The organism is Pseudomonas sp. TH32, assembly GCF_016650855.1.
Taxonomy (GTDB): Bacteria; Pseudomonadota; Gammaproteobacteria; order Pseudomonadales; family Pseudomonadaceae; genus Aquipseudomonas.
The window spans coordinates 1,529,900-1,555,948 of sequence record NZ_JAEKFA010000002.1 but is presented as its reverse complement, the minus strand read 5'-3'; the positions used below and the strand labels follow the sequence as shown (position 1 = coordinate 1,555,948).

Here is a 26,049-nt window from a genome sequence, read left to right as displayed (position 1 = left end):
CTGGCGTTGGGCGGCACAAGAAAGTGTGCCGCCCGACGACGCAGTATATTGACTGGAAATAACATGGATGCGCAGCCAGCCATGCAAGTTGCAACTTTGCATAGCTGACTACTTATTACTGTGTTTGCCAATCAATAGGCCGAGAGAATAAACCGCTCTATGGCTTCCGCTGCGCCGTCATCGACATTGCTTCCGGTCACGACGCTGGCCTGGCGCTTGACCACTTCTTCGGCCTGGCCCATGGCAATCGACAGCCCGGCCACGTGAAACATCGCCGGGTCGTTGCCTCCATCACCAATCACCGCCGTCTGCTCAAGCGGTACACCCAGATGCGCCGCCAGGGTTCTCAAGGCTTCGCCTTTGTTGGCCTTCATCGCCGTCACGTCCAGAAATACCGGCTGCGAGCGTGAGACCTGCGCCAATCCTTCGACTCTCGGCTGCAACTGCGCTTCAAGCTCCATCAGCAGTTGGGTATTGGTACTGGCTGCCACAATCTTGTCGACCCGATCCAGAAACGGCTCGAAACTCTCCACAACAATCGCCCCGTAGCCCAGGCCGTGTTCCTCGCGAACCGCCATCGGTCCGCCAGGATCACGGCGCAGCCAGTCGCCGTCGGCAAACAGCCAGACTTCCACGTCCGGCTGCGGTGTAAACAAGGCCAATGCCACCAGCGCGGCTTCGGCCGGCAAGTGATGCGCCACCAGAATACTGCCGTCCGGATTGACCAGCGTGCCGCCATTAAAGCCGGCAATGGGCACATCGACACCCAGCGCCTCGACCTGCTGACGCATGGCCTTCGGCGGCCGCCCGCTGGCCAGGCTGAAAAACACCCCGGCTGCGCGCAAGGCGCGAACCGTATCGATGGTACGTTGGCTGAGGCTGTGATCGGGATGCAGCAACGTGCCGTCCATATCACTCAGGACAAACCGGATGGGTTGGCTCGGCAAGTCACTCATCCGAGGCTGTGCCACGTTCGGCCATCGCGGGCCAGCAACGCATCAGCCGCCGCCGGGCCGTCTTCACCCGCCTTGTAGGCCTGGATACCGTCATCCTGCTTCCACGCATCGAGGAATGGCTGCACCGCACGCCAGCCGTTTTCGATGTTGTCGGCGCGCTGGAACAAGGTCTGATCGCCGGTCATGCAGTCGTAGATCAGGGTTTCGTAACCCGTCGACGGCTGCATCTCGAAGAAGTCCTTGTAGGCAAAACCCAGCTCGACGTTGGCCATGTCCAGGGTCGGCCCGGGCTTTTTCGCCAACAGGTCGAACCACATGCCTTCATTGGGCTGGATCTGGATCTTCAGGTACGTCGGCTTGAGCTCATCGACCTCGGTATCCCGGAACTGCGCGTAAGGCGCCGGCTTGAAGCAGATGATGATCTCAGTGTCGCGGATGCTCATCCGTTTGCCGGTGCGCAGGTAGAACGGCACGCCGACCCAGCGCCAGTTGTCGATCAGTACCTTGAGGGCGACGAAGGTCTCGGTGCTGCTGTCTGGCGCGACGTTGGCCTCTTCACGGTACCCCGGCAGTTGCTTGCCGGCGACTTCACCGGCGGTGTACTGGCCGCGAACCGAGTTGGCGCGTGCGTCTTCCAGCGACCAGGGCCGTATCGCCCCGATCACCTTGGCCTTCTCGCCCCGCACCGCATCGGCGCCAAAGGCGGCCGGCGGTTCCATGGCGATCATCGCCAGCAACTGGAACAGGTGGTTGGGCACCATGTCCCGCAAGGTGCCGGTGTGTTCGAAGAAGCTGCCCCGGGTTTCCACGCCAACGGTTTCGGCAGCGGTAATCTGCACGTGGTCGATGTAGTGGTTGTTCCAGAACGCCTCGAACAGCACGTTGGAAAAACGGCTGATCAGGATGTTCTGGACGGTTTCCTTGCCCAGGTAATGGTCGATGCGATAGATCTGCTTCTCGCTCATCACCTTGAGCAGGCAGGCGTTCAGCGCTTCGGCGGTGGCAAGGTCCGAGCCGAACGGCTTTTCGATCACCACCCGGCGGAACGCCTCCGGGGTTTCTTCCAGCAAGCCGGCCGCGCCGAGGCGCTGCACCACTTCGGCGAAGAAGCGCGGCGCCGTGGCGAGGTAGAACACCGCGTTGCCGGTGCCGCTGTCGGCAATCTTCTTGCCGATATCGGCGTAGGTGCCGTCGTCGAGAAAATCGCCCTCGACGTAGCTGATGCCTTTGGCCAACTGGTCCCACAACACGGGGTCCAGGGCGTTCTCGGCATTGCCCTTGACCTTGCTGGCGGCCTCGGTGCGAATGAAGTCCTCGAGTTTCTTGGCGAAATCGGCGTCGCTGATAGCGTTGTGATCAACGCCCACAATACGCAAACCGTTGCCCAGCAGCCCGTCGCGACTGAGGTTGTACAGCGCCGGCATCAGCAGGCGCTTGACCAAATCACCATGGGCACCAAACAGAAACAGTGTGGTGGGCGGAGCAGGTTCGGCCTTGGGTTTCTTGCCGTTAGCGGTCATTTTTTGGGAGTCTCCACATGGCCGCCAAAGCCGAAGCGCATGGCAGAAAGCATTTTGTCACCGTAGGTGCTTTGCTGGCGCGAGCGGAAACGCGCGAACAGCGAGTTCGACAGCACCGGTACCGGCACCGATTGCTCCATCGCGGCTTCGATGGTCCAGCGGCCTTCGCCACTGTCGGCAACCGAGCCGGAATAACCGTCGAGCTTCGGATCGGTAGCCAGTGCATCGGCGGTCAGGTCCAGCAGCCAGGACGACACCACGCTGCCACGGCGCCAGACTTCGGCGATATCGGCAACGTTGAGGTCGAACCGCTGGTCTTCCGGCAGGTTTTCCGAATTCTTGGTCTTGAGGATGTCGAAGCCTTCGGCGAAGGCCTGCATCATCCCGTATTCGATGCCGTTATGGATCATCTTGACGAAGTGCCCGGAACCGGCTGGGCCCGCGTGGATGTAACCACGCTCGGCCCGGCTGTCCGCAGTGGCAGAACGGTCCTTGGTGCGCGGGATGTTGCCCAGGCCAGGTGCCAGGCTTTCGAAGATCGGGTCCAGGCGCTGAACGGTCTCGGCGTCGCCACCGATCATCATGCAGTAGCCGCGCTCCAGGCCCCAGACACCGCCGGACGTGCCGACGTCGACATAGTGCAGGCCTTTTTCCGACAAGGTCTTGGCGCGGCGGATGTCATCCTTATAGAAGGTGTTGCCGCCGTCGATGATCACGTCACCGTCTTCCAGCAGTTGGCTCAGTTCTTCAATGGTGTGCTCGGTCGGGTCGCCCGCCGGAAGCATCACCCAGATCGCCCGGGGTTTCTGCAGCCCGGCCACCAGGCCCTTCAGGTCGGCAACGCCCGTGGCGCCCTCGCCTGCCAACCCTTTTACGAATGCTTCATTGCGGTCGTAAACCACGGTGGTATGCCCATTGAGCATCAGGCGCCGCGCAATGTTGCCACCCATGCGGCCTAGTCCAATAATCCCCAGTTGCATGTGCTGATGCTCCTTACTACGAATAAATGTGTGTCACAGTTTATAGCGCAATGAGGCTAATGAGGGTTAGTCCAGAGCGGATTGGCATAGTTTCATGACAAAAAGTGGCCATGCTTTAGCCTTCACCCCTGAAAAAGTCACAGCGACCACCAAAAATAAAAAAGTTCCCTTTGTTTAAAAAAGAATTCAGAATTGCGCCGACTGTTGCCGAGAGCCTCGAATCAAGCGCTCTGGCAGCGCGATACACCCGCCATTTGCGAGGTAAGCAATGAGCACTGCACACATGACCCGCCCACCACAGACCCTCTATGTCAGCATCCGCCGCGATGAATTGCGCCAGTTGAAAGACGAACGCGACCAACTGCAACAGGAAGTCATGCGTCTGCGCTCGCACCTGCAAGGGCAGCTCAATCAGCCGTCCGGCACCCAGCCCGCCCTTTGCTGAACGTGAGCTGAACGAACCGTTCAGGAATAACTCACGAAGTTTTCACATCCCCATCCCGATACTCCCGCCGAATAGGGCCGCGCCACGTGCGCAGGCCCTCTGTTGCGTGCGTCCCTGCGCGTCGACTGAAATTTACCGGGTTGGAGCGCTGGATGGCGATGTTCAAACGCAGCACTACGTCTGCGAAAGGTTTTGATTGGGCCGGCCTTGGCTGGATGTTCCTGTTCTTCTGGTACTTCTCGGGTATTACCCAACTGCTGATCCAACTGACCGGCACCTCCGGCTTCAGTGGTTTCCGCCAGGCATTTTTCATGAGCGCCCTGTGGCTGGCGCCGATGCTGTTGTTCCCCGTCGCGCGCGCCTGGTGGCCGCGGTGATTGGCGTGGTGCTGTGGGCCTGCTCCATGGCCAGCCTGGGTTATTTCTTCATCTACCAGCAGGAATTCTCCCAAAGCGTCATCTTCATCATGTTCGAGTCGAACATCTCTGAAGCCGGCGAATACGCCACCCAATACTTTGCCTGGTGGATCGTGTTGGCGTTCATTGCCCACACCGCCATGGCCGTTTTCCTGTGGACCCGCGTACGCCCGGTGTACCTGCCGCGCGGCCAGGCGATGCTCGCGGCCACGGCGATTGTGATTGCCATCGTCGGTTACCCGTTGGTCAAGCAGATCGCCAAGAGCGAGACCATGGAACTGGCCATCGACCGCTTCGAAACCCGTATCGAGCCGGCCGTGCCATGGCAGATGATCGTCGCCTACCGCCGCTACACCGAACAACTGGACAACATGCAAGGCATGCTGACCAGCGCCAGCAAGATCCCGCCCCTGACCAACCTCAAGGACAGCATGGCCGGCCAGCCATCGACCCTGGTGCTGGTGATCGGTGAGTCCACCAACCGTCAGCGCATGAGCCTGTACGGCTATCCGCGCAACACCACGCCGGAACTGGACAAACTGCGCGACCAACTGGCGGTGTTCGACAATGTCATCACCCCGCGCCCCTACACCATCGAAGCGCTGCAACAGGTGCTGACTTTCGCCGACGAAGAAAACCCGGACCTGTACCTCAAGACTCCGTCCATCGTCAGCGTGATGAAGCAGGCCGGCTACAAGACCTTCTGGATCACCAACCAGCAGACCATGACCAAGCGCAACACCATGCTCACGACCTTTTCCGAACAGGCCGACGAACAGGTGTACCTCAACAACAACCGCAACCAGAATGCGCGCCAGTACGACGGCGACGTGCTGGAGCCGTTCGCCAAGGCGATGTCTGACACCGCCGAACGCAAATTCATCGTGGTGCACCTGCTGGGCACCCACATGAGCTACCAGTACCGCTACCCGCCGACCTTCGACAAGTTCACCGATCGCCAGGGCGTGCCTGACGGGGTCAGCGACGCGCAGTTGCCGACCTACAACAGCTACGACAATGCGGTGCTGTACAACGATTTCGTGGTGTCGAGCCTGATCAAGGACTACGCCAAGACTGACCCTAACGGCTTCCTGCTGTACCTCTCCGACCACGGTGAAGACGTGTTCGACTCGGCCGGCCACAGCACCCTGGGCCGCAACGAAGCCAAGCCGACAGCGCCGATGTACACCATTCCGTTCATGGCCTACGCCTCGCCCAAGTGGCGCGAAAGCCATGACTGGAGTTTTGCCGGTGACTTGCAGCGGCCTTACAGCAGCTCGCAGCTGATTCATACCTGGGCCGACATGGCAGGCTTGAGCTTCGATGAACTGGACCCCAGCAAGAGCCTGGTCAGTGACAGCTTCAAGCCTCGACCCCGGTTGATTGGCGATCCGTATGCGCGCCAGCAAAAGCCCCTGATTGATTTCAGCCTGATCAAGCCCAAGCAAACGGACGCCGCCAACGTGGTCGTCAAGTAGCTTGAATAGCCCCGGGTTTCATCCGTGCAACGCGGTGAAACCCGACTTGCCAGCAGCGCCAAGATAATAATTATTCTCGTTTAGCGCTAAACTTCCTCGCCTCTTTTCGTCTTTGAGCCAATGGCATTTTTCATAGACGACAAGGAGTTCGCCGCGATGTTTGCGCCTATTACCCGTTCCATGACCTTGACCCTGGGCCTTTTCAGCGTGGTGCTGAGCCCGGACCTGCTGGCTGAAAACGATCCCGAACAGGAATCACACACACCGGCCAAAGCCCTGGAGCTGGGCAGCACCAGCATCACCGCCCAGGGCCTGGGCGCCACCACCGAGCACACCGGTGCCTACACCACCGGCGCGATGAGCACGGCCACCAAGTTGAACCTGTCCATCAAGGAAACACCGCAGTCGGTCTCGGTGATCACCCGCCAACAGATGGATGATTTCAACCTCAACACCCTGACCGAGGTCATGCGCCAGACCACCGGCGTGGCGGTACAGCACCTGGACTCCGACCGGGTCAGCTACTCCTCCCGCGGCTACGAGATCAACAATTTCCAGGTTGACGGCATGCTTAACACCTTCGGCCGTATGAAGTCCGACGCCGACACCATCATCTATGACCGGGTCGAGGTGGTACGCGGCGCCACCGGCCTGACGACCGGCGCCGGCGATCCCTCGGCCACCGTGAACATGGTGCGCAAACGCCCGACCGCCCAGTGGCAGGCCAAGGCGGGTGTCAGTGGTGCCTCCCATGACGATTACTACAGCTACCTGGACGTTGGCGGGCCCCTGGCGTTTGATGGGCGCCTGCGGGGCCGTACGGTGCTCGCCTACCGCGACAGCCAGTCCTATCGCGACAACTACGCGCTGCAACGGGAAGTCGGCTACGGCATCCTCGAGGGCGACCTCACCGACGACACGGTGCTGGCGGTGGGCTTCGATTACCAGAACAAACACGTGCAGGGCACCGCGTGGGGCACCTTGCCCTACTGGAACAGCGATGGCAGCAAAGCCAAGTTGCCCCGCTCCGCCAACATCGCGGCCAACTGGAGTTCCTGGCCGCTGAAAGATGAAACCACCTTCGCCACCCTCGACCACCGGCTGGCCGGCGACTGGCACCTGAAGGCCGCCTACACCCACCGCGAAAGCGACACCGACGGCAAGGTCTACTACGGCGGCTCAGGCTTTCCCAACGCCGACCGCAGTGGCATGACTGCCTGGACCAGCCACATGCTGGGCACTTCGAAAATGGACGTGGTGGACGTGAACCTGGCGGGTTCCTATTCCCTGCTGGGCCGTGAACACGAGTTGATGGTGGGTTACGGCGAATCCGAGCAACGTGATTCTTCGCCACACCTGCGCGACGGGCCGGTGCCCAAGGGCTACACCAGCATCGACGACTGGAAGCACCTGGGCGGGATCGGCAAATTCCCTGACTCCAATACCGGCCTCAAGGGCGAACAAGGCAGCACCCGGCAAAAGGCCGGTTACTTGGCCACCCGCCTGAGCCTGACCGACCGCTTGCATGCCGTACTGGGCAGTCGCTATGGCAGTTGGGAGATTGAAAGCACCACGTATAACTATGACAAGGACACCGACCAGTACCTCGGCGCGACAAAGTCCAGCCAGACCCATAACGACATGTGGACCCCTTACGCCGGCCTGCTCTACGACCTGACCCCGGAGTACACCGTCTACGCCAGCTACACCGATATCTTCAACCCGCAAAGCGAACGCGACGCCAGCAAGAAATACCTGGAGCCGGTGGTGGGCAGCAACTACGAGGTGGGCCTCAAGGGCAGCCTGCTGGAGGAACGCCTGAACCTGGCGGCCGCGTACTTCTGGAGCAAACAAGACAACGTCGCGGAACTGGACAGCACCGCGCAACCGGACACGGAGACCGGCGAGCAGTTTTACAAATCCGGCGGCAAAGGCAACAAAGTGCAAGGCTTCGAGGTAGAAGTCTCCGGAGAGGTGCGCCCCGACTGGAACCTGACCGCCGGCTACACCTACACCCACTCGCTGAATGGCGAGAAACAGCGCAACAATACCAACCTGCCGATGAACCTGCTACGCGTTTCCACGGCCTATCGCCTGCCCGGCGAATGGCACGCCCTCACCGTCGGCGGCGCGGTGAACTGGCAGAGCGACTTCTACGACTTTGCCTACCGCCCGGTGGGCCGGGACACCAGTGGAACACTGATCAGGGAGCGCACACGGATCACCCAGCAGGCCTATACCGTGGTCAACTTGATGTCCCGCTACCAGTTCGACGACCATTTGTCGGCGTCACTTAATATCAACAACCTATTTGATAAAAAATATTACGAGCGCGTCGGCTTTTACAATGGCGTGTATTGGGGAGACCCGCGTTCCATCAGCGTTGCACTGGATTGGAAGCTCTGATTTCATCACTGCGTCAGATTGGAAGTTAACGAAATCGTTAACTTCCGGTCAGCCCGAGGTTAACCCTTACTTAATATTATTGGCCCACAGTCTCCCCATCCCGCCGCTGACCACAACGCGCGGAACCCAACACACTTAAATGAGACACTGCCATGAAAATTTCGACTGTTATCCTTGCCGGCCTGATGACCATGACTTCCGTAGCCGCCTTCGCAGAGGGCGGTTCCGAGCGCTCGAAGGAGTTTTACAACAACTTCACCTTCGTCCAGGAACAAGTCCACGGTGCTGCCCAGCAAACAGCAATGGCTGACGGCAAGACTGCAAAGCCCGCAACTGCCGATCAAACTACCAACACGCCGAACAGCTGATTTACCCGTAATACCCTGTGCTATTCCGCTCTGATAGCTAAGGTCAACTTGGCGCCACTTGCTGGCGCCTTTTTTTCGCCTTTAATTAAACAAATATTAATTAAAGCGGCTTATTCCAAAACAACATCCGGCCATGCTCCGGATCAAACACCGAATCATCAAAACCAAACTTGCGATAAGCCGACTGTGCCACCGCATTGCCTTCGAGCACCTCAAGGGTAATTTTGCAGCAGCCACGCTGGCGAGCGATTTCCTCGACCTTTTGCAGCATCTTCTGGCTCAGCCCCAGGCCACGGAATTTATCCATCACCACCACGTCGTGCACATTGACCAGCGGGCGGCAGGCAAAGGTGGAAAACCCTTCAAAGCAATTCACCAGCCCGGCAGGCGCACCGCCGACAAACGCCAGCACGCTGAATGCATGCGCACGCTTGGCCAGCTCCGCCGGCAGTTGTTCCAGGCGATCGGCCGGCAGGCTGTGGCCACCGCCCATCGGGTCTTCAGCGTAATGGTTGAGCACCAGGCCAATGGCCTCGGCGTGAACCGGATTGGTGTAGCTGGCTTGCAGCACCAGGATGTCTGCGCTGTCCATTTCCTTCCTCATTAACGGTGCAACAGGGACTCGGTCCCCGTAAAAGGGCTCGATTGTAAGCGTGGAGCGGGCATTATCTGAAGGAGATTAACTACATTTCCCCGCGTGAAAGCGCGCCAGGCTCACCAAAGCGCGCCAGTTGCATCTCCTGCAAACGGCTCAGGGTGCGGCGAAATGGAAACTCCAGGTAACCCTCGGTGTAGAGGCTCTCCAATGGCACCTTGGCCTCGATGTACAACGGCACCTTGCGGTCGTAGCACTCGTCCACCAGCGCGATGAAGCGCCGGACGCTGTCGTCATGCACCGACAGCTCCGGCAGTTCCCGGTCACCGGCATCTACCCGCTGGGCGGCGTCTTCCGTGCCGCGGGCAATGCGCCCCGGACGCTTTTGCGCGCTGAGGTTGGGCACCTCCCCCAGCAAGATGGCCTTGAAACGATCACACAGCAGCATGAAATCCATGGCGGCCAGGGGCTGTTCGCACAGCTCGGCATAGCGGCACCACAGCACCGTTTCACTGGACTGCACCGCGACGATGGAGCGATAGCCGACCGCAACAGATGCACTGCTGACCGCTTGCCCGCCGCTCAACTGGCGAAACACCTCGGCCAGCGCACCCGGCTGATCAACCCAGTAGCGCTGCAGCGCGGTTCCTGGATGCAGGCGGTGATCTTCCCCACCGTCAACCGCCACCACGCGCATATGCTGCTTGATGGCCTCAATGCCCGGCAGGAAGCGATCACGGTTGAAACCGTCCGCATACAGTTGATCCGGAGGTTGATTGGACGTGCAGACCATCACCACGCCTTCCTCGAACATCACCTGGAACAGCCGGCCAAGGATGATGGCGTCACCGATGTCATTGACGAACAACTCGTCAAAACACAGCACCCGCACTTCCCGGCTCAGTTCCCGAGCGAGGGCCTGCAAGGGGTCGTGGGTGCCGGTCAGCTGGAACGAGCGCTGATGCACCCACCCCATGAAATGATGGAAATGCTGGCGCCGCGCAGGCACCCGCAGGCTCTGGTAGAACAGGTCCATCAGCCAGGTCTTGCCGCGCCCGACCGACCCCCACAGGTACACGCCGGTGATCGGCCTGTCACCGTGGTGCAGCGCCTGGTGGCAGTCTTGCAGGGCTTGCACCGCCTCGCGCTGGGCGTCGTCGGGGACGAAACCCTGTTCGGTGATGGCGTGCTGGTAGGCGGCGAGTGGCGAGTCGAAAGTCATGCCCGGCAGTATGCCATGACGGCTACAGGGAAATGTCCAATCGGGAAATCTTGCCCTGCTCATTGAGGCGGAAGGTATAGCGCAACTCCAGCGGGCTGCCGGGAAAGCTGCCGGTGATCAGGTTGCTGACCAGTACCTTGCCCGTGCGGTGCTGCACATTGAGCACCTGGACCTTGGGCTGATAACGGCGCCCGGTGTCTTCCATCCAGCGGGCAATGGCGGCGGTGCCGACCTGGTGCTCACCTTCGTCGAACACGTTGGCATCCTCGGCAAAGCAGTCGACCACCAGCGAGGTGTCGCCGGTATTCGCGGCGGCAATGTAGGTCGCGATCGCCGGGGCCAGTTCAGGGATGGGTTGGGACATGGTGACAGCTCCTTGTTAGTGATTTATGGAGCCATGCTAAAGCAGCGTTGTGTCAGTTCTTGTCAGGAGTGAATGGCCCGGATTCGTTCTGTTCCATCAGCTTGCGCCAGCCCCGCAACCAGTCACTGCGCCGCCCCGGATAACGCTCGCCTTGCAGGCGCGCGGCTGCCACACGGTCGGTGCGGAAGGTGCGATAGGCACCGCGCAACTCGCACCACGCGACGATCACCCGCACTTCGTTGAGAAAGCCCAGGGCCAGGGGCCAGATCAAGCGTTGGCTGGCGGTCTGGCTCGCATCCGCGTAGTCGATATGCAGTTTGGCCTGGCCGCGAATGGCTTCGCGAAACACATTCAGCGGCACGCGATTTTCCGGGTAGCCGAAGCCTGGCGGGCCCGGCAGCAACGTGGGATTGCGCAACGCTTCCTGCGCCGCCGGGTCGAGCACATCCGCAATCTTAGCGAGCGCGTTGGCGGCCGCCTGGCTCAACACTTCGTCGCCACGCTGATCGACATACCGCAAGCCCAGCACGATGGCCTCGGTCTCGTCGGCATTGAGCATCAGCGGCGGCAGGAACAGCCCTGCACGCAGCACGTAGCCCACGCCCGCCTCGCCGTAGATCGGCGCGCCCAAGGCGGTCAGCTCGGCCATGTCGCGGTACAGGGTGCGTTCGGAGATCTCCAGCTCCGCCGCCAGCACGGCGGCGGTCACCGGGCGTTTTTTGCCCCGCAGGACTTGCAACAAGGTCAGCAGACGACTGGTACGCGACACGTTGATCACGCTCGAAAGAGGAAAGTCGCGCAGCTTAGCAGAGGCCTCTGTCAGAAAGTGTCAGGAGCCGGCGCCCTTCCCCTCAGCCCGCAAAAAAGCCGCTTGACGAAAAATATGACTCACATCATATTAAATAGATGTTTCCAAACATTTAAATCAATCACAGCGTCAGGAGTTCTCGTATGCGCAATAAAGTCTTCGGCCGTCGTAGCGGCCTGCGGGTTTCAGAGCTGGCCTTGGGCACCGCCAACTTCGGCACGGGTTGGGGCCATGGCGCCGAGCGCGAAGAGTCCAAGCGGATCTACGACGGTTACCTGGAAGCCGGCGGTAATTTCCTGGATACGGCCAACGGCTACCAGTTCGGCCAATCGGAAGTGCTGCTGGGCGAGTTCATTGCCTCGGAACGGGACCGCCTGGTGATCGCGACCAAGTACACCCTGCGCACCCAGCCGCAAGACGAAGGCACCCTCAAGCTTGGCAATAACCGCAAGAACATGGTGCGCGCCGTCGAAGAAAGCCTGAAACGCCTGAACACCGATCACATCGACCTGTTCTGGGCCCATATCAGCGACAACGTCACGCCGATGGAAGAAATCCTGCGGGGCTTTGATGACCTGGTGCGTGCCGGCAAGATCCACTACGCCGGCTTGTCGAACTTCCCGGCCTGGCGCATTGCCCGCGCCGACCTGCTCGCCGAAGTGCGCGGCTTTGCGCCGCTGGTGGCGATCCAGACGGAATACAGCCTGGCCGAACGCACTGCCGACCGTGAGCTGCTGCCCATGGCCGAAGCGCTGGGCCTGGCCGCCACGTTATGGTCGCCCCTGGGCGGTGGCTTCCTCACCGGCAAGTACCGCAACAGCCAGGACGATACCCGTGCCAGCAAGCTGGGGATTTTGGTTCACGCCGAGAAAAGTGCACGGGAAACCGCCGTGCTCGACACCCTGCTGGCGGTTGCCGGCGAACTGAATGCCACGCCGACTCACATCGCCATCGCCTGGCTGCGGGAAAAAGCCCGTCGTTCGACCACCGCGCTGATCCCGATCCTGGGGCCGCGCACCCGCGAGCAACTGGATGGCACCCTGGGCGCGCTGACGGTGCAACTTTCGGCCGAGCAAGTGGCCCGCCTGGACGCTGCCAGTGCGATTGCGCTGGGTGTGCCCCACGAGATGATCGCCGAGCGCTTCCCGCGATACGCTGGTGATGACGCCCAAGACTTGCGCTGGCCGCCGGTTATCTAAGGCCAGATGTGGTGAGGGGGCTTATCCCCCGTTGGGCTGCGTAGCGGCCCCAAAATCCTGGGAGCGCTGCGCACTCCAGCGGGGGACAAGCCCTCTCACCACGGACAAGCCCCCTCACCACAGACAAGCCCCCTCACCACAGACAAGCCCTCTCACCACAGACAAGCCCTCTCACCACAGGCAAGCCCTCTCACCACAGGCAAGCCCCCTCACCAGAGGCAAGCACCCTCATTACAGGACGGTGTTCGGCCTTGAGTCAACAATCGCCTCCGTTACGCGAGGCTCTTGCTCACCACTTCAAACACATCACTGGACAGCTCGCCCGAAGCGCGAATTCGCTCCAGCTCACCTTTCATCAGCGCCTGCCGGGCGCTGTCGTATTTGCGCCAGCGGGTCAACGGCGCCAACTGCCGCGAGGCAATTTGCGGGTTGAAGCCGTTCAGCTGGATCACCAGGTCCGCCAGGAAGCGATAACCCGAGCCATCGGCCGCGTGGAAGTTGATCAGGTTCTGGCCGGCAAACGCGCCCACCAATGCCCGCACCTTGTTCGGGTTCTTGATGTTGAACGCCGGGTGCTGCATCAACGACTTGACCCGCTCCAGCGCGCCCGGCAAACCGCTGCCGGCCTGCACGCTGAACCACTGGTCCATGACCAGCGGGTTGTCCTTGAAGTTTTCGGCAAACACCGCCAGGGCCTTGGCCTTCTCTTCTTCGAACGGCGAGTTGACCAACACCGCCAGGGCGGTGAGGCGCTCGGTCATGTTGTCGCACGCGTCAAACTGCTCAAGGGTCGCCGCCAGCACTTCGGGCTTGCCGCTGAGCATCAGGTACGACAGCGCGATGTTCTGCAGGGCGCGACGGGCAAAGTGTTCCGCCTCGGCCACGTACGGGGTTTTCTTCGACAGGTCGCGATTGGCCTGATAACGCAGCCACAGGCCTTCGAACAGATGATCCGCCAGTTGCTCGCGGGCAAACTCGCGGGCCGCGTGGATGGCGTCGACATCCGCGACTTCGCTGATTTCAGTCAGGTAGGCCTCGCTCGGCAGCGAGAGCATCTCGGCAACCATCGCCTGGTCCAGGCTCTGGTCGCTGAGCACCGTGCGCAGCGCGGTGATCAGGCGTTGATCCAGCGCCAGCACCTCGCCCCGCTGATGCTGGGCGATCAGCTCCTGCAACACCTGCACCGACAGTTGCTGGCCGGCGTCCCAGCGATTGAAACCATCGCTGTCGTGCTGCATCAGGAACATCAGTTGGTCGCGGTTGTACGGGAAGCTCAGCTTCACCGGCGCCGAGAAGCCACGCAGCAGCGAAGGCAGCGGGTGTTCGGCGATGTCGACAAAGGTGAAGGTCTGTTCAGCTTCGGTCACCGAGATCACCCGGGACGTGGCGCCGGCCGTCGCTTCACCGGCCAGGCGCAGGGTGATACCCGCGCCCTTCCCGTCCAGCAGGCCCATTTCAACCGGAATCACGAACGGCAGCTTTTGCACTTTGTCCGGGGTTTCCGGGCAGCTTTGACGGAAGGTCAGGCTGTAGGTTTTTGCGGCTGCGTCGTAGGACTCGCTCACCGCCAGGCGTGGCGTGCCGGCTTGGCTGTACCAGCGCTTGAACTGGGTCAGGTCGGCGCCGTTAGCGTCTTCCATGGCCTTGATAAAGTCATCGCAGGTCACGGCCTGGCCGTCGTGGCGTTCGAAGTACAGGTCGCTGCCTTTGCGGAAGCCTTCGGCGCCGAGCAGGGTTTGGATCATGCGGACGACTTCCGAGCCCTTTTCGTACACGGTCAGGGTGTAGAAGTTGGAGATTTCGATAAAGCCGTCCGGACGTACCGCGTGAGCCATGGGACCGGCGTCTTCGGCGAACTGGTGCGTGCGCAAGTAGGCCACGTCCTGGATACGCTTGACCGTCGCCGAGTTCATGTCGGCAGAGAATTGCGAGTCACGGAACACCGTGAAGCCTTCCTTCAGCGACAGCTGGAACCAGTCGCGGCAGGTCACGCGGTTGCCCGACCAGTTGTGGAAGTATTCGTGGGCGACGATCGCCTCGACCCGCTGGTGAGCGGCGTCGGTGGCGGTTTCGGCACGGGCCAGCACGGCGCTGGAGTTGAAGATGTTGAGGCCCTTGTTCTCCATGGCGCCCATGTTGAAGTCGTTGACCGCGACGATCATGAAAATGTCGAGGTCGTACTCACGGCCATAGACTTCTTCGTCCCAGCGCATGGACTTCTTCAGGCTGTTCATGGCGTGCTGGCACTTGTCGATGTTTTCCGGCTCGACATAGATGCGCAGCGCCACGGTGCGCTGGGTCATGGTGGTGAAGGTGTCTTCGACGCACCACAAATCACCGGCTACCAGTGCGAACAGGTAAGCCGGTTTCTTGAACGGGTCTTCCCAGGTCGCCCAGTGCCGGCCGTCTTCGCCGGGGCCGGACGCAATCGGGTTGCCATTGGACAGCAGCACCGGGTAGCTGTGTTGTTCGGCGATCACCGTGGTGGTGAAGACGCTCATCACGTCCGGGCGGTCGAGGTAATAGGTGATCTTGCGGAAGCCTTCGGCCTCGCACTGGGTGCAGAACATGCCGCCGGATTTGTACAGGCCTTCCAGGGCGGTGTTGGTTTCCGGGTGGATCTTCACCGTGGTGTCGAGGGTGAAGGTCGCGCTGGTGGGGTGCACGGTCAGGTGGCTGTCGCTCAGTTGGTAGTCCGCGTCGGTCAGTTCCTGATCGGCGAGGTTTACCGACACCAGCTCAAGCTGTTGCCCGTCCAGCACCAGCGGCGGCAAGCCGGCGCCGCGCTCGGGGTTGCGGCGCATCACCAGTTGCGCGTGGACCAGGCTGTGGTCCTCGAACAACTCGAAGGTCAGGTGCGTCTCGTCGATCAGGTAGTCCGGCGCCTGATAGTCCTTCAGGTAAATCATCTTCGGCTGTTCGGTGCGCATGTCTGTCGTCCTTCTACTGATGCACGGCGAGCTGGTAGGCCGTGTATTTACGAATGTTGATCACGCCGGTATCGAAGATCAGGTATTGGCCCTTGATCCCCATCAGCGTGCCTTCGGCAATCGGGTTCTTGTCCAGGTTGAAGCTGACGATCTTGGTCGGGTACTGCTCGATCGGGTAACGGATTTCGATCGGTTCGATGTCGGTCACCGGTTGGATGGCCTGCAGGCCAAAGCGTTCCTGCAAACCGAGCAAGCCTTCGGCACAGTTGGCGAACAGTTCATCGCGCACCTGCGCAAGGTCGACTGCCTGGGCATCGCCCTTGAGCAGCGCACGCCAGTTGGTCTTGTCGGCCACCTGGCTGCGGAACAGATCTTCGACGAAGCCCGACTGCTGGCGCGTGGCAACCCGCATGATCGGCAGCGCCTGGCTGGCGCCCTGGTCCAACCAACGGGTAGGCAGCTGGCTGGCGCGGGTAATGCCGACCTTGATCCCCGACGAATTCGCCAGATAAACCACGTGATCGGTCATGCAGAATTTTTCACCCCAGGCCGGATCGCGGCAAGTACCTGCGTCGTAATGGCAACGCTCGGGGCTCATGATGCACAGGTCGCACTGGGCCAGCTTGGTCATGCACGGGTAGCAGTAACCCTGGCTGAAACTGGTCTTGGTCTTGCGACCGCAATGGGTGCAATGAATCGCACCGAGGTATTCCAGGCGCACGGTGGTGCCGATCAACGGGTTGACCGGTACCTCGATATCGCCGAGGCGAAACGCGTATTGAACGGTCGGCTCACCCAACTGCGCCGACATTTTGCTGACTGCACCACGGCCAATCTCAATCAATGGATGGCATCCGACTTGAACAGGATGTTCGGCACCGGTGCCGACTTCGAGGCGCATTCCTGCGGGCCCATGTAGCCGGTGCGCTGGTCTTCCGGCAGGTTCTGCAGTTCCCAGGCGATCACCGCCTGCAACGACAGTTCACGCTGCTCGGCGGTGAGCTTGCGGCCATCGGACCATTTGCCGATTTCCACGGCGAGCTTGAGGCTCTCGTAGATGTCCGGGGTGATGTTTTCGATCATTTCGACAAAAGAGGACATAAGACTCTTCCTTAACTAAATAGGAGACATTTTGCGGCGGCTATACAAGCCACCCAGCAAGCCGGTCAGGCACCCAATCACCAGGCCGCCCACGTGGGCCGCGTTGGCGATTTCGCCAAAGCCGATCATCGAGACCAGGCCCGACAGGCACAGCACCAGCCACACCAGCATCATCACCAACACCCCGCGAGGCAGGCGATACACCGGATTGGGCGACAACAATTGATAGATCCAGCAATGCCCGAGCAAGCCGTACAGCACGCCGGACAACCCGCCAAACAGGCCGGGACCACCAAAATAATATTGAGCGTAGTTGGACACCAGGCTGAACAACAGCGTCAGGCCCAGCAGGTTGATACTGCCCTGGCGCAGCTCGATACGCCGCCCCAGCTCCCAGTACCACATGCCGTTCATGGCCAGGTGCAGGATGCCGAAGTGGATCAGCATCGGCGTGACCAACCGCCACCACTGTCCCGACGCCAGACTGTCGGTCAATGGCGTAAAACGGATGTACTCACCGACCACGCTGAACGGCAGAAAAGTCAGCCAGCTCATCGCCTGCAGGTTATCCCCCAGCAGCGTGACCGCACCGACAATGATGCTCAGCAGCAGCACCAGCCCGGTGACCGGGCTGTGGCGCAACTGCTGGACAAACCCGGGGCGCCGGGCCGGCGGTGCCTGGTCCGGAATATCCAGTTGCTGGTCCGGGTCGCCGGCAGGAAAACGCTGGTACAAGACCTTCACGTCTTCACTGATGGCATCAGGCACCCACAGCACCTGCTCCCCGGCTTCCTCGCTCACGCGATGGGGCACTTGCATGCGTTGCAGCAGTTTGACGAAACCACTCAAATCCACCGCCAGCGGCAAACGTAAAACAGCCACGGTACTCATGAAATAACCTCAGGGCGCTCGACGTCGACCCAAACAAATTTACGCGGGTCCAGGCGGGTTTCCTGATCCAGCCGGTAGGCCACCAGCTTGCCGTACAGCACCGCGCTGTAGTCCAGGCAGGCCAGGTTGGGGCGGATCGGTGCCGGTTTGCCGCTGCGCCAGTAGTGGCCGACGAACAGCAACGGTTCGTCGACGCCATAGCGCAGCAGGGAATTTTTCTCGCTGGACGACAGTGGCGTGGCGGCCACCGGCTCCGGCAGCGCATCGGGCTGGAACACGATGTCGCCGTAGGTCTTCGGGTCGTCTTCCCAGAATTTGGTGCGGAAGAACGAACGCGTCAGGCCGTCGCCACCGGTCAGGGTCAGGCCGTCCGGCAGCCGCATGTCGGTGCCGCGCAACAGGCGGTCGAAGGCGTTGCTGGCGAAACTGCCGGGCACGGCGGCGGCTTGCAGGAAGTGCTGGTCGATGCAGCCGTCCGGAAAATGCGCGCGCAGGGGTTCGATAAAGCCGTTGTCCCAGCACGCGTGCACCACGCGGAACCGCCCGGCATCGACAAACAGCGGCATCTCGTAGAACCAGCCGAGGAAGTCGTGCCAGTCCGCCGGGTGCTGTTCGAACTGGGTCAGGGTTTCCTGGATCAACCGCGCATGGCGTGGGGTGTGCTCGCGCACGAATTGCTTGCCGCTGCCCGGGGTGGCCGGCGTACTCCAGCCCAGCGCGTTGAACTCATGGTTACCCATGATGCACAGCGCCTGGCCGGCCTCGGTCATGTCGTGGACGATGTGCAGCGCCTCGCGAATACGCGGCCCGCGGTCGATGATATCGCCGAGGAACACGGCCATTCGCGACGGGTGGCGCCAGGTGCCGCCCTGCTTGTGGTAACCCAATTGGTCGAGCAAGTGCTCAAGGGTATGAGCGCAACCGTGCACGTCACCAATCAGGTCGTAGCTACGCGCGGGATCGAGCATCAGTCGCCTCCACCCCCCAAGCGGCTGCCCCAGCCCAGCTTGGTCCGGCACACTTCGTAGTAGTTGTGGTCCAGCGGATGGATCAACCGCAGCTTCTGCGCCTTTTTGCTCACGGTGATGGTGTCACCGGGGGCGCAGGTGAAATGGTTCTGCCCGTCGCAGGAGACTTGCGGGTAGATCTGCATGTCTTTGGAGACCACGATTTTCAGCTCACTGTTGCCGTCGACCACAATCGGTCTGCTGGACAACATATGGGGGTACATCGGCACGATCACAATGGCATCCAGCTTGGGATGCATGATCGGCCCGCCGGCAGACAGCGCGTACGCGGTAGAGCCGGTCGGTGTGGCGACGATCAGGCCGTCGGCCTTCTGGCTGCACACGAACTGGCCGTCGATGTACAGCTCGAACTCGATCATCCGCGTCGATTTGCCAGGGTGCAGCACCACGTCGTTGAGGGCGTCGCCCTGGCCGATGGCTTCACCGTGGCGGCGCACTTCAGCCTGCAGCAGGAAGCGGTTTTCCACCAGGTAATGACCGTCCAGCACCTTGGCCACTTCGACTTCCAGCTCGTCGGGGCGAATATCGGTGAGGAACCCCAGGCTCCCGCGGTTGATCCCCAGCACCGGCACGTTATGCCGCGCCAGCGCACGAGCGGCGCCCAGCAGGCTGCCGTCGCCACCCACCACGATCACCATGTCGCAGACTTCACCGAGCATTTTGCGCGACGAGGTTTGCAGGCCGTGGCCCGGGAGGATTTCAGCGATGGTGTCTTCGAGGATCACATGCAGGTGGCGCTCGAGCAGAAACTTTTTCAGCCGGCGGACGGTGTCCAACACCTGGGTACTGCCCAGGCGACCGATAATGCCGATATTGCGAAATTGCTCCATGGGGCTCCTGCGGGGTTCGGGTTCTGCAAAAAAGAACGATTATGGGCGAAAGCCGGCGTTACACAAAATCCTTTGTCGCCGCAAACCCCAGACGACAACGGTTCTCAGCCCCCTTCCCGGCTGTAAAAGGCTATGCTCGGACCATGACCCTGTTCCCTGATTTACAGCACCTGCCCCGCCAACTGCGTCACCCCGAGGTGCGCGACCTCGCGTGGGTGATGCTCGCCCCGCCGATGCTCGCGCAAACGCCGTGGCCGCAACGCCACCCGCTGACCGGCAGCGACTGGGTGCAGGCCCCGCATTTGCTGGAGCACTGGCTACGCCAACTGGACCAGGACAGCAGCGCCCTGCTGCACTGGCTGAGCCAGGCACGGACCCGGCGGCTGGGGTTGTATTACGAACGATTGTGGCAATTTGCTGTGCAGCATGCGCCGGGCGTGGAATTGCTCGCGGCCAACCTGCCGATCCGCCAGGCCGGGCATACCCTGGGCGAGCTCGACATGCTGCTGCGTGACCGAGACGGCGTGCACCATCTGGAACTGGCGATCAAACTCTACCTCGGCCCCCAGGACGGCGACGGCCGGGACGCCGCGCAATGGCTGGGCCCGGGCTGCCACGACCGGCTGGACCGCAAGCTGGCCCATCTGGCCCAGCATCAACTGCCGATCTCCGCCCGGCCGGAAAGCCGGGAAGTGCTGGCCGCCCTGGACATTCAAGCCTTTGATGCCCATCTATGGCTGGGCGGGTATCTGCTCTACCCATGGCCCGGCATGGCACACGCGCCGGTGGGCGCACATCCGCAGCATCTGAATGGCCGCTGGCTGCATCAGCGCGACTGGTCGAGGTTTATCGAACAGAGCCCCGCCGGTCGCTGGCAACCGCTGCCCCGCCACGCGTGGCTGGCGCCGGCACACTACCCGGCGGACGAAGCCTGGGGCGCGGCCCGGATGCAGCACTGGCTAACCGAGCTGGACCCGATGGCGCCCGCACAATTGCTGGTGCGCCTGGTGGAAAACAGCGAAGGCGAGTGGGAAGAGGCTGAACGGTTGTTCCTGGTGGCGGATCTTTGGCCGAACGTGCCGGCGCTTACAGGTTATCGATATGCCGATAATCAATCTGTAACTCCGTAGCCAGCTGCCTCGCGCGCCCCAACCGAATCGGGCCGCGCTCGATGTCCACCAGCAAACCCGGGCAGCCCAGTGGCGGCAGCCCCGTCACATCCTTCAGCCGTCCATCGGTGACCACCAGCAACCGCTGCTGCTCCGCCGGGTAACGCGTGCGTCGGGCCGCCAACCACTGCCCCGCTTCGTTCAGTGCTGCCAACAATGGGGTGCCGCCGCCTGCGCCGAGCCCTTCAAGCCAGTGATTGAGCCCTTTGGCTGCCTTTAATCCCTGCACCTGCCATTTCGGCGATTGCCCGCTCGCAGTGAGCAACGCCATGCGCGCCCGCTGCCGATAGGCATCGTCAAACAGCTGGGCCAGCAACCCCTTGGCATCGCTCAGCGCCTGATGCCGCCGGGTGGAAGCCGATGCATCGACAATCACCAGCCACAGCTCATGGGGCGTGCGGCTGCGCAGTTGATACAACAGGTCTTCACGGCGTTGCGGTCGCCCGCCGAGCAGCGTGCCCGGCCAATTGATCGAACCTTGCGCCGCGCTGCGCGCCTGGCCTCGCCGGCCCTTGTTCAGTCGACCCGCCTTGGGCCGCGCATCCGCCCCCGCCTCAGGCTTGGGGCGAATGCCTAGGGCTTTTTGGCCAGGTGGGCACGTCTCGGCGAGCACCTGTCGGCAGTGCGGGTGCGGGCATGTCGCCCCATTGGCCCTGGCCTTCAGGCGCATCATTGGCCTTGGGTGATTGACCGCCAGCGGGCGGCGTTGCAGGCGGGGATTGCTCCTGGCGACGATGGCGCAGGGCAAACTCCGCGACGGCTTCTATATCTTCTTCGCTGATGGCCGTAGCGCCCCGCCAAGCCGCATGGGCACGGGCGCCACGCAGCCAGACCAGATCGGCGCGCAAGCCATCGACGCCGGCGGCAAAGCAGCGCTCGGTAATCTGCGCCAGCGCCTGGTCATCCAGCGGGATGCTCTCCAACAGCGCCCGCGCCTGGGTGCAGCGCTCGCGCAACGCGGCCTGCCGATCGGCCCATTGCTCGCAGAAACCCTGGGGATCGCTGTCGAAATCCAGGCGGCGACGGATGATCTGCCCACGTTCGGCGGGCTGGGTGTGCCCGCTCAGCGCCACGTTGAAACCAAACCGGTCGAGCAATTGCGGGCGCAACTCGCCCTCTTCCGGGTTCATGGTGCCGATCAACACAAAGCGCGCCGAATGCCGGTGGGAAATCCCGTCGCGCTCGATCAGGTTGGTGCCGCTGGCGGCCACGTCCAGCAGCAGGTCCACCAGATGGTCGGGCAGCAGGTTGACTTCATCGACGTAGAGCACGCCACCGTCGGCCTTGGCCAGCACGCCGGGGAAAATTGTGCGCGGCCTTCGCCGAGCGCCGCGTCCAGATCGAGGGTGCCCACCAACCGTTCCTCGGTGGCGCCCAAGGGCAGCGTGACGAACTGACCACTGGCGAGCAGGTCTGCCAGGCCGCGCGCCAGGGTGGACTTGGCCATGCCGCGCGGGCCTTCGATCAGCACGCCGCCAATTTTCGGGTCGATGGCGGTCAGGCACAGGGCCAGTTTCAGGTCATCGGCGCCGACAACGGCAGACAGCGGGAAATGCGGGAGGTCGGTCATCAACTGCCTTCTTCTATATCCAACAACAGGTTTTCCAACGCCTCGCGGTACGCCCCGGGCTCCTGCCACAGGCCACGCTGCTGGGCTTCGAGCATGCGCTCGGTCATGTCCCGCAGGGCATCCGGGTTGTGCTGCTGCACAAAGGCCCGGGTGTCCGGGTCGAGCAAATAGGCGTCGGCCAGCAACGCGTACTGATGATCGTCGATCAGCGCCGTGGTGGCGTCGAACGCGAACAGATTGTCCACCGTCGCGGCCATCTCGAACGCGCCTTTGTAGCCGTGGCGCTTCACCCCTTCGATCCACTTCGGGTTGGCGGCCCGGGCACGGATCACCCGGTTCAACTCTTCCTTCAGCGTGCGGACCTTCGGCAGGTCCGGCTGGCTGTGGTCACCATGATAGCTGGCGGCCTTGTCGCCGCTCAGGGTTTCCACGGCGGCAAGCATACCGCCCTGGAATTGGTAGTAATCATTGGAGTCGAGCAGGTCGTGCTCGCGGTTATCCTGGTTCTGCAACACTGCCTGCACCTGGCTCAAGCGCTGGGCAAACTGTTCGCGGGCGGCAGTGCCTTCGTCGGAGCCGCCATAGGCGTAGCCGCCCCAGTTCAGGTAAACCTCGGCCAGGTCTTCGCGGCTCTGCCACAGGCGCCCGTCGATTGCGCCCTGCACGCCGGCACCGTAGGCACCGGGCTTGGCGCCGAAGATCCGCCAGCCCGCCTGCTTCGCCGCCGCCTCCTCATCCAGGCCCGACAGGCGCAAGGCCTCACGCTCGCTGCGCACCTTGGCCGCCAGGGGGTTCAGGTCGTCGGGCTCGTCCAGCGCAGCCACGGCTTGCACCGCCGCGTCGAACAGGCGGATCAGGTTGGCGAACGCATCGCGGAAGAACCCCGACACACGCAACGTCACATCCACTCGCGGCCGGTCCAGCAGGCTGATCGGCAGGATTTCAAAGTCATCCACCCGCTGGCTGCCCGTCGCCCACACCGGGCGCACGCCCATCAGCGCCATGGCCTGAGCGATGTCGTCGCCGCCCGTGCGCATGGTGGCGGTGCCCCACACCGACAGGCCGAGCTGACGCAGGTGGTCGCCGTGGTCTTGCAGGTGACGCTCAAGAATCAGGTTCGCCGACTGGAAGCCGATGCGCCAGGCGGTGGTGGTCGGCAGGTTGCGCACATCCACCGAGAAAAAGTTACGCCCGGTAGGCAACACGTCCAGGCGACCACGGCTCGGCGCGCCGCTGGGACCGGCTGGCACGAAGCGCCCGCTCAGTGCATCCAGCAAGCCACGCATTTCCGCCGGGCCGCAAGCATCCAGGCGCGGCGCGACGACGATGCGCAGGCTCTCGATCACCGACTTGACGTCTTCCCAGCCGGGCTCTTCAAGCTGTTCCACCGGCCCTTCCAGCGCCTGCTCGATCAGGCGGGCGGCATACAATTCGAGGCGTTCGCGGGTGTCGCCGGCGGTACGCCACAATTGCGGGTCGATATTCTGCAACACCAATGGACGGCGCCCGGTCCACGGCTCGGCCAGGGCACAATCCAGCGGGTCGAAGCCCAACTCAAAGGCCTTGGCCAGTACCCGCAGCAGGCTCGATTGCGGCCCGCGACCATCGCCACGCGGAATGCGCAGCAACGCCAGCAAGGTGTCGATGCGCAACCGGCCCTCGGGCGACTCACCGAAGATGTGCAGGCCATCGCGAATCTGCGACTCCTTCAAGTCACACAGGTAAGTGTCCAGGCGTGGCAGCCAGATGGCGGCGTCGGCATCGCTGTCGAGGTTTTCGTCGAGGGCCAGTTCCTGGTCGATACGGGTTTCCCGCACCAGCTTGAGGATGTCTTTTTGCAGCTCACGGGCGCGCCGTGGGTCGAGCAGTTGGGCTTCGTAATATTCGTCGGCCAACAGCTCCAGGTCGCGCAGCGGCCCGTAGGTTTCGGCGCGCGTCAGCGGCGGCATCAGGTGGTCGATGATCACCGCCTGGGTGCGCCGCTTGGCCTGGGCGCCCTCGCCCGGGTCGTTGACGATAAACGGGTAGATATTCGGCAACGGCCCCAGCAGTGCGTCAGGCCAGCAATTTTCCGAAAGCCCGACGCCCTTGCCCGGCAGCCACTCCAGGTTGCCGTGCTTGCCGACGTGGATCACGCCGTGGGCACCGTAGGTCTGGCGCAACCAGAAGTAGAACGCCAGGTAGCCATGGGGCGGCACCAGGTCGGGATCGTGATAGACCGCGCTGGCGTCCACTTGATAACCCCGGGCCGGCTGGATGCCGACGAAGGTCAGGCCAAAGCGCAGGCCGGCGATCATCATGCGGCCGTCGCGGAACACCGGGTCGTTATGGGGAGTGCCCCAGCGTGCCAACACCGCCTGGCGATTGGATTCGGGCAAGCGGTTGAACATCGCTTCATAGTCATCGAGCGCGAGGCTTTGGTGGCACGGACGCAGGTCAAGGCTGTCGAGGTCATTGCTGACGCCGCCCAACAGTTCCTGAATCAACGCCGTGCCGCTTTCCGGCAGGACGTCCGGCAACGGATAACCTTCGGTCTTTAATGCGCGCAAGATGTTCAGCGCAGCGGCTGGGGTGTCGAGTCCCACACCATTGCCGATACGTCCGTCCCGGGTCGGGTAGTTGGCGAGGATCAGCGCGATACGCTTTTCGCCATTCGGTACCCGCGCCAGATCGACCCAGCGCCGCGCAAGCTCGGCGACAAAGTCCATACGCTCAGGCTGCGCGCGGTAGCACACCACATCCGACTGGCTGCGCTCGCTGCGCCAGGCCAGGTCCTTGAAGCTGATGGGCCGGCTGATGATGCGCCCGTCCAGTTCCGGCAAGGCAATGTGCATCGCCAGGTCGCGCGGGCCGAGGCCTTGTTCGCTGGCCTGCCAGCCGGGCTCGTTGTCCTGCGCGCAAATCGCCTGGATTACCGGGATGTTGCGGCGAAACGGCCGCAGGTGCGGCGCTTCGGGGCTGGACTGGGCAAAGCCGGTGGTGTTGAGAATCACCGAGGCGTGCACTTCGTCCAGCAGGTCCTCGACCACCGTCAGGCAGCCGGGTTCTTTCAAACTGGCCACCGCCATCGGCAACGGATTAAGGCCCGCCGCCTGCAAGCGCTGGCAAAACACATCGATAAAACCGGTATTGGCCGCCTGCAAATGGGAGCGGTAGAACAGCACCGCCGCCACCGGAAAACCAGGTTGCCAGTCGGCTTGCCAATCGTTGAGACGGGCATTGGCTTTGTGCGGGTGATAAATCGCGGTACGCGGCAGGGTTTGCGGTTCGTCCCAGGCGTAATCGCGGCCCAGGTAGCCGGCCGCCAGGCAACGATAGAAATCCAGCGCATTACCCAGGCCGCCCTGGCGCAGAAAGTGCCAAAGCCGGTCACGCTCCTCCACGCCCACGGTGCTCAGGCCACTGAGTTCCGGGTCCGGGCGATCATCCCCCGGCACCAGGATCAGCTGCACACCGCGCTCGGCCAGCTCAACGAGGCGCTCGATACCGTACCGCCAATAGCCGATACCGCCGTGCAGCGAAATCAGGATGACCTTGGCGTGGCGCAGTACCTCGTCCACGTACAAGTCGACCGAGGCGTGGTTCTGCACCTGCATCGGGTTGGCCAGGCGCAGGCTCGGGTAATCCTCGGGCAACTGCTGGGCCGCTTCTGCCAGCAGCGCCAGGCTGGAGTCACCGCTGCACAGGATCACCAGCTCGGCGGGGGTTTGGCCAAGGTCGGCAATGTTGTCATCCGAGACGAAACCGCCGGGCTGGGTCCTGAGCAGGTGCAT

The 26,049-nt window shown here is 62.3% G+C and carries 20 protein-coding genes and 2 pseudogenes; 6 read left to right on the top strand and 16 right to left on the bottom strand.

Annotation, left to right across the window (positions count from 1 at the left end; genetic code table 11):
* Window positions 1-131: 131 nt before the first annotated feature.
* The 3 genes from JFV30_RS10760 to gnd are packed head-to-tail and all read right to left on the bottom strand — an operon-like array spanning window position 132 to window position 3,480.
* Window positions 132-956 carry an HAD family hydrolase gene (locus JFV30_RS10760; RefSeq protein ID WP_201123584.1) on the bottom strand — a complete coding sequence of 275 codons (825 nt, stop codon included), beginning with the start codon at window positions 954-956 and terminating at the stop codon, window positions 132-134.
* Complete coding sequence (gene zwf, locus JFV30_RS10755; RefSeq protein ID WP_201123582.1) at window positions 953-2,476, bottom strand: glucose-6-phosphate dehydrogenase; 1,524 nt, start codon at window positions 2,474-2,476, stop codon at window positions 953-955. The genes JFV30_RS10760 and zwf overlap by 4 nt, the downstream gene beginning before the upstream one ends.
* A complete protein-coding gene (gnd, locus tag JFV30_RS10750) occupies window positions 2,473-3,480 on the bottom strand; it encodes a phosphogluconate dehydrogenase (NAD(+)-dependent, decarboxylating) (protein ID WP_272903154.1) in 1,008 nt (335 codons plus the stop codon). Before gnd ends, zwf begins: the two co-directional genes overlap by 4 nt.
* Window positions 3,481-3,724: 244 nt before the next feature.
* Between gnd and JFV30_RS10745 the strand changes: the two genes are divergently transcribed.
* The 4 genes and pseudogenes from JFV30_RS10745 to JFV30_RS10730 all read left to right on the top strand — a co-directional run bounded on the left by JFV30_RS10745 (window position 3,725) and on the right by JFV30_RS10730 (window position 8,569).
* Window positions 3,725-3,901: a DUF6026 family protein gene (locus JFV30_RS10745; protein ID WP_158000316.1), complete on the top strand. Its 177-nt coding sequence runs from the start codon at window positions 3,725-3,727 to the stop codon at window positions 3,899-3,901.
* A 152-nt stretch (window positions 3,902-4,053) separates the two neighbouring features.
* Window positions 4,054-5,795: pseudogene (locus JFV30_RS10740) on the top strand (phosphoethanolamine transferase CptA).
* A gap of 156 nt (window positions 5,796-5,951) precedes the next feature.
* Window positions 5,952-8,201 carry a TonB-dependent siderophore receptor gene (locus JFV30_RS10735; RefSeq protein WP_201123580.1) on the top strand — a complete coding sequence of 750 codons (2,250 nt, stop codon included), beginning with the start codon at window positions 5,952-5,954 and terminating at the stop codon, window positions 8,199-8,201.
* Between the two features lie 152 nt (window positions 8,202-8,353).
* A complete protein-coding gene (locus JFV30_RS10730) occupies window positions 8,354-8,569 on the top strand; it encodes a hypothetical protein (protein WP_010172949.1) in 216 nt (71 codons plus the stop codon).
* Between the two features lie 100 nt (window positions 8,570-8,669).
* Here the strand turns inward: JFV30_RS10730 and JFV30_RS10725 are convergent, their stop codons facing one another.
* From JFV30_RS10725 to JFV30_RS10710, 4 genes are all read right to left on the bottom strand, one after another.
* Entirely contained in the window at window positions 8,670-9,161 is a 492-nt protein-coding gene (locus JFV30_RS10725) for a GNAT family N-acetyltransferase (RefSeq protein ID WP_010172950.1), read from the bottom strand.
* 91 nt (window positions 9,162-9,252) lie between these two features.
* On the bottom strand, window positions 9,253-10,386 hold the full coding sequence (zapE, locus tag JFV30_RS10720; protein ID WP_201123577.1) for a cell division protein ZapE: 1,134 nt from the start codon (window positions 10,384-10,386) through the stop codon (window positions 9,253-9,255).
* Window positions 10,387-10,408: 22 nt separating this feature from the next.
* A complete protein-coding gene (locus JFV30_RS10715; RefSeq protein ID WP_010172953.1) occupies window positions 10,409-10,750 on the bottom strand; it encodes a nuclear transport factor 2 family protein in 342 nt (113 codons plus the stop codon).
* A 52-nt stretch (window positions 10,751-10,802) separates the two neighbouring features.
* Complete coding sequence (locus JFV30_RS10710) at window positions 10,803-11,519, bottom strand: helix-turn-helix transcriptional regulator (RefSeq protein WP_029616002.1); 717 nt, start codon at window positions 11,517-11,519, stop codon at window positions 10,803-10,805.
* Between the two features lie 182 nt (window positions 11,520-11,701).
* On the opposite strand from JFV30_RS10710, the gene JFV30_RS10705 reads away from it, so the two are divergent.
* A complete protein-coding gene (locus JFV30_RS10705) occupies window positions 11,702-12,757 on the top strand; it encodes an aldo/keto reductase (RefSeq protein ID WP_169388141.1) in 1,056 nt (351 codons plus the stop codon).
* 272 nt (window positions 12,758-13,029) lie between these two features.
* Here the strand turns inward: JFV30_RS10705 and pepN are convergent, their stop codons facing one another.
* The 6 genes from pepN to JFV30_RS10675 are packed head-to-tail and all read right to left on the bottom strand — an operon-like array spanning window position 13,030 to window position 19,537.
* Window positions 13,030-15,687, bottom strand: a complete 2,658-nt coding sequence (pepN, locus tag JFV30_RS10700) for an aminopeptidase N (RefSeq protein ID WP_201123575.1) — start codon at window positions 15,685-15,687, stop codon at window positions 13,030-13,032.
* Between the two features lie 13 nt (window positions 15,688-15,700).
* Complete coding sequence (locus JFV30_RS10695; protein ID WP_177088511.1) at window positions 15,701-16,531, bottom strand: DUF2797 domain-containing protein; 831 nt, start codon at window positions 16,529-16,531, stop codon at window positions 15,701-15,703.
* Entirely contained in the window at window positions 16,528-16,788 is a 261-nt protein-coding gene (locus tag JFV30_RS10690) for a YeaC family protein (RefSeq protein ID WP_003217900.1), read from the bottom strand. Before JFV30_RS10690 ends, JFV30_RS10695 begins: the two co-directional genes overlap by 4 nt.
* Before the next feature lie 15 nt (window positions 16,789-16,803).
* Window positions 16,804-17,679, bottom strand: coding sequence for a rhomboid family intramembrane serine protease (locus JFV30_RS10685; RefSeq protein ID WP_010172965.1), 876 nt, complete (start codon window positions 17,677-17,679; stop codon window positions 16,804-16,806).
* On the bottom strand, window positions 17,676-18,650 hold the full coding sequence (locus JFV30_RS10680; protein WP_177088513.1) for a metallophosphoesterase: 975 nt from the start codon (window positions 18,648-18,650) through the stop codon (window positions 17,676-17,678). The genes JFV30_RS10685 and JFV30_RS10680 overlap by 4 nt, the downstream gene beginning before the upstream one ends.
* Entirely contained in the window at window positions 18,647-19,537 is an 891-nt protein-coding gene (locus JFV30_RS10675) for an NAD(+) kinase (RefSeq protein ID WP_003217892.1), read from the bottom strand. Before JFV30_RS10675 ends, JFV30_RS10680 begins: the two co-directional genes overlap by 4 nt.
* Before the next feature lie 143 nt (window positions 19,538-19,680).
* On the opposite strand from JFV30_RS10675, the gene JFV30_RS10670 reads away from it, so the two are divergent.
* Window positions 19,681-20,667, top strand: a complete 987-nt coding sequence (locus tag JFV30_RS10670; RefSeq protein WP_201123573.1) for a DUF1853 family protein — start codon at window positions 19,681-19,683, stop codon at window positions 20,665-20,667.
* Here the strand turns inward: JFV30_RS10670 and JFV30_RS10665 are convergent.
* From JFV30_RS10665 to cobN, 3 genes and pseudogenes are all read right to left on the bottom strand, one after another.
* Window positions 20,624-21,226 (bottom strand): vWA domain-containing protein, encoded by a 603-nt coding sequence (locus tag JFV30_RS10665; RefSeq protein ID WP_201126161.1) that lies wholly within the window; start codon window positions 21,224-21,226, stop codon window positions 20,624-20,626. The two genes, JFV30_RS10670 and JFV30_RS10665, sit on opposite strands and share 44 nt — an antisense overlap.
* A gap of 34 nt (window positions 21,227-21,260) precedes the next feature.
* Window positions 21,261-22,276, bottom strand: a pseudogene (locus JFV30_RS10660) (ATP-binding protein).
* A complete protein-coding gene (gene cobN / locus JFV30_RS10655; protein ID WP_201123571.1) occupies window positions 22,276-26,049 on the bottom strand; it encodes a cobaltochelatase subunit CobN in 3,774 nt (1,257 codons plus the stop codon). The pseudogene JFV30_RS10660 and the gene cobN overlap by 1 nt, the downstream one beginning before the upstream one ends.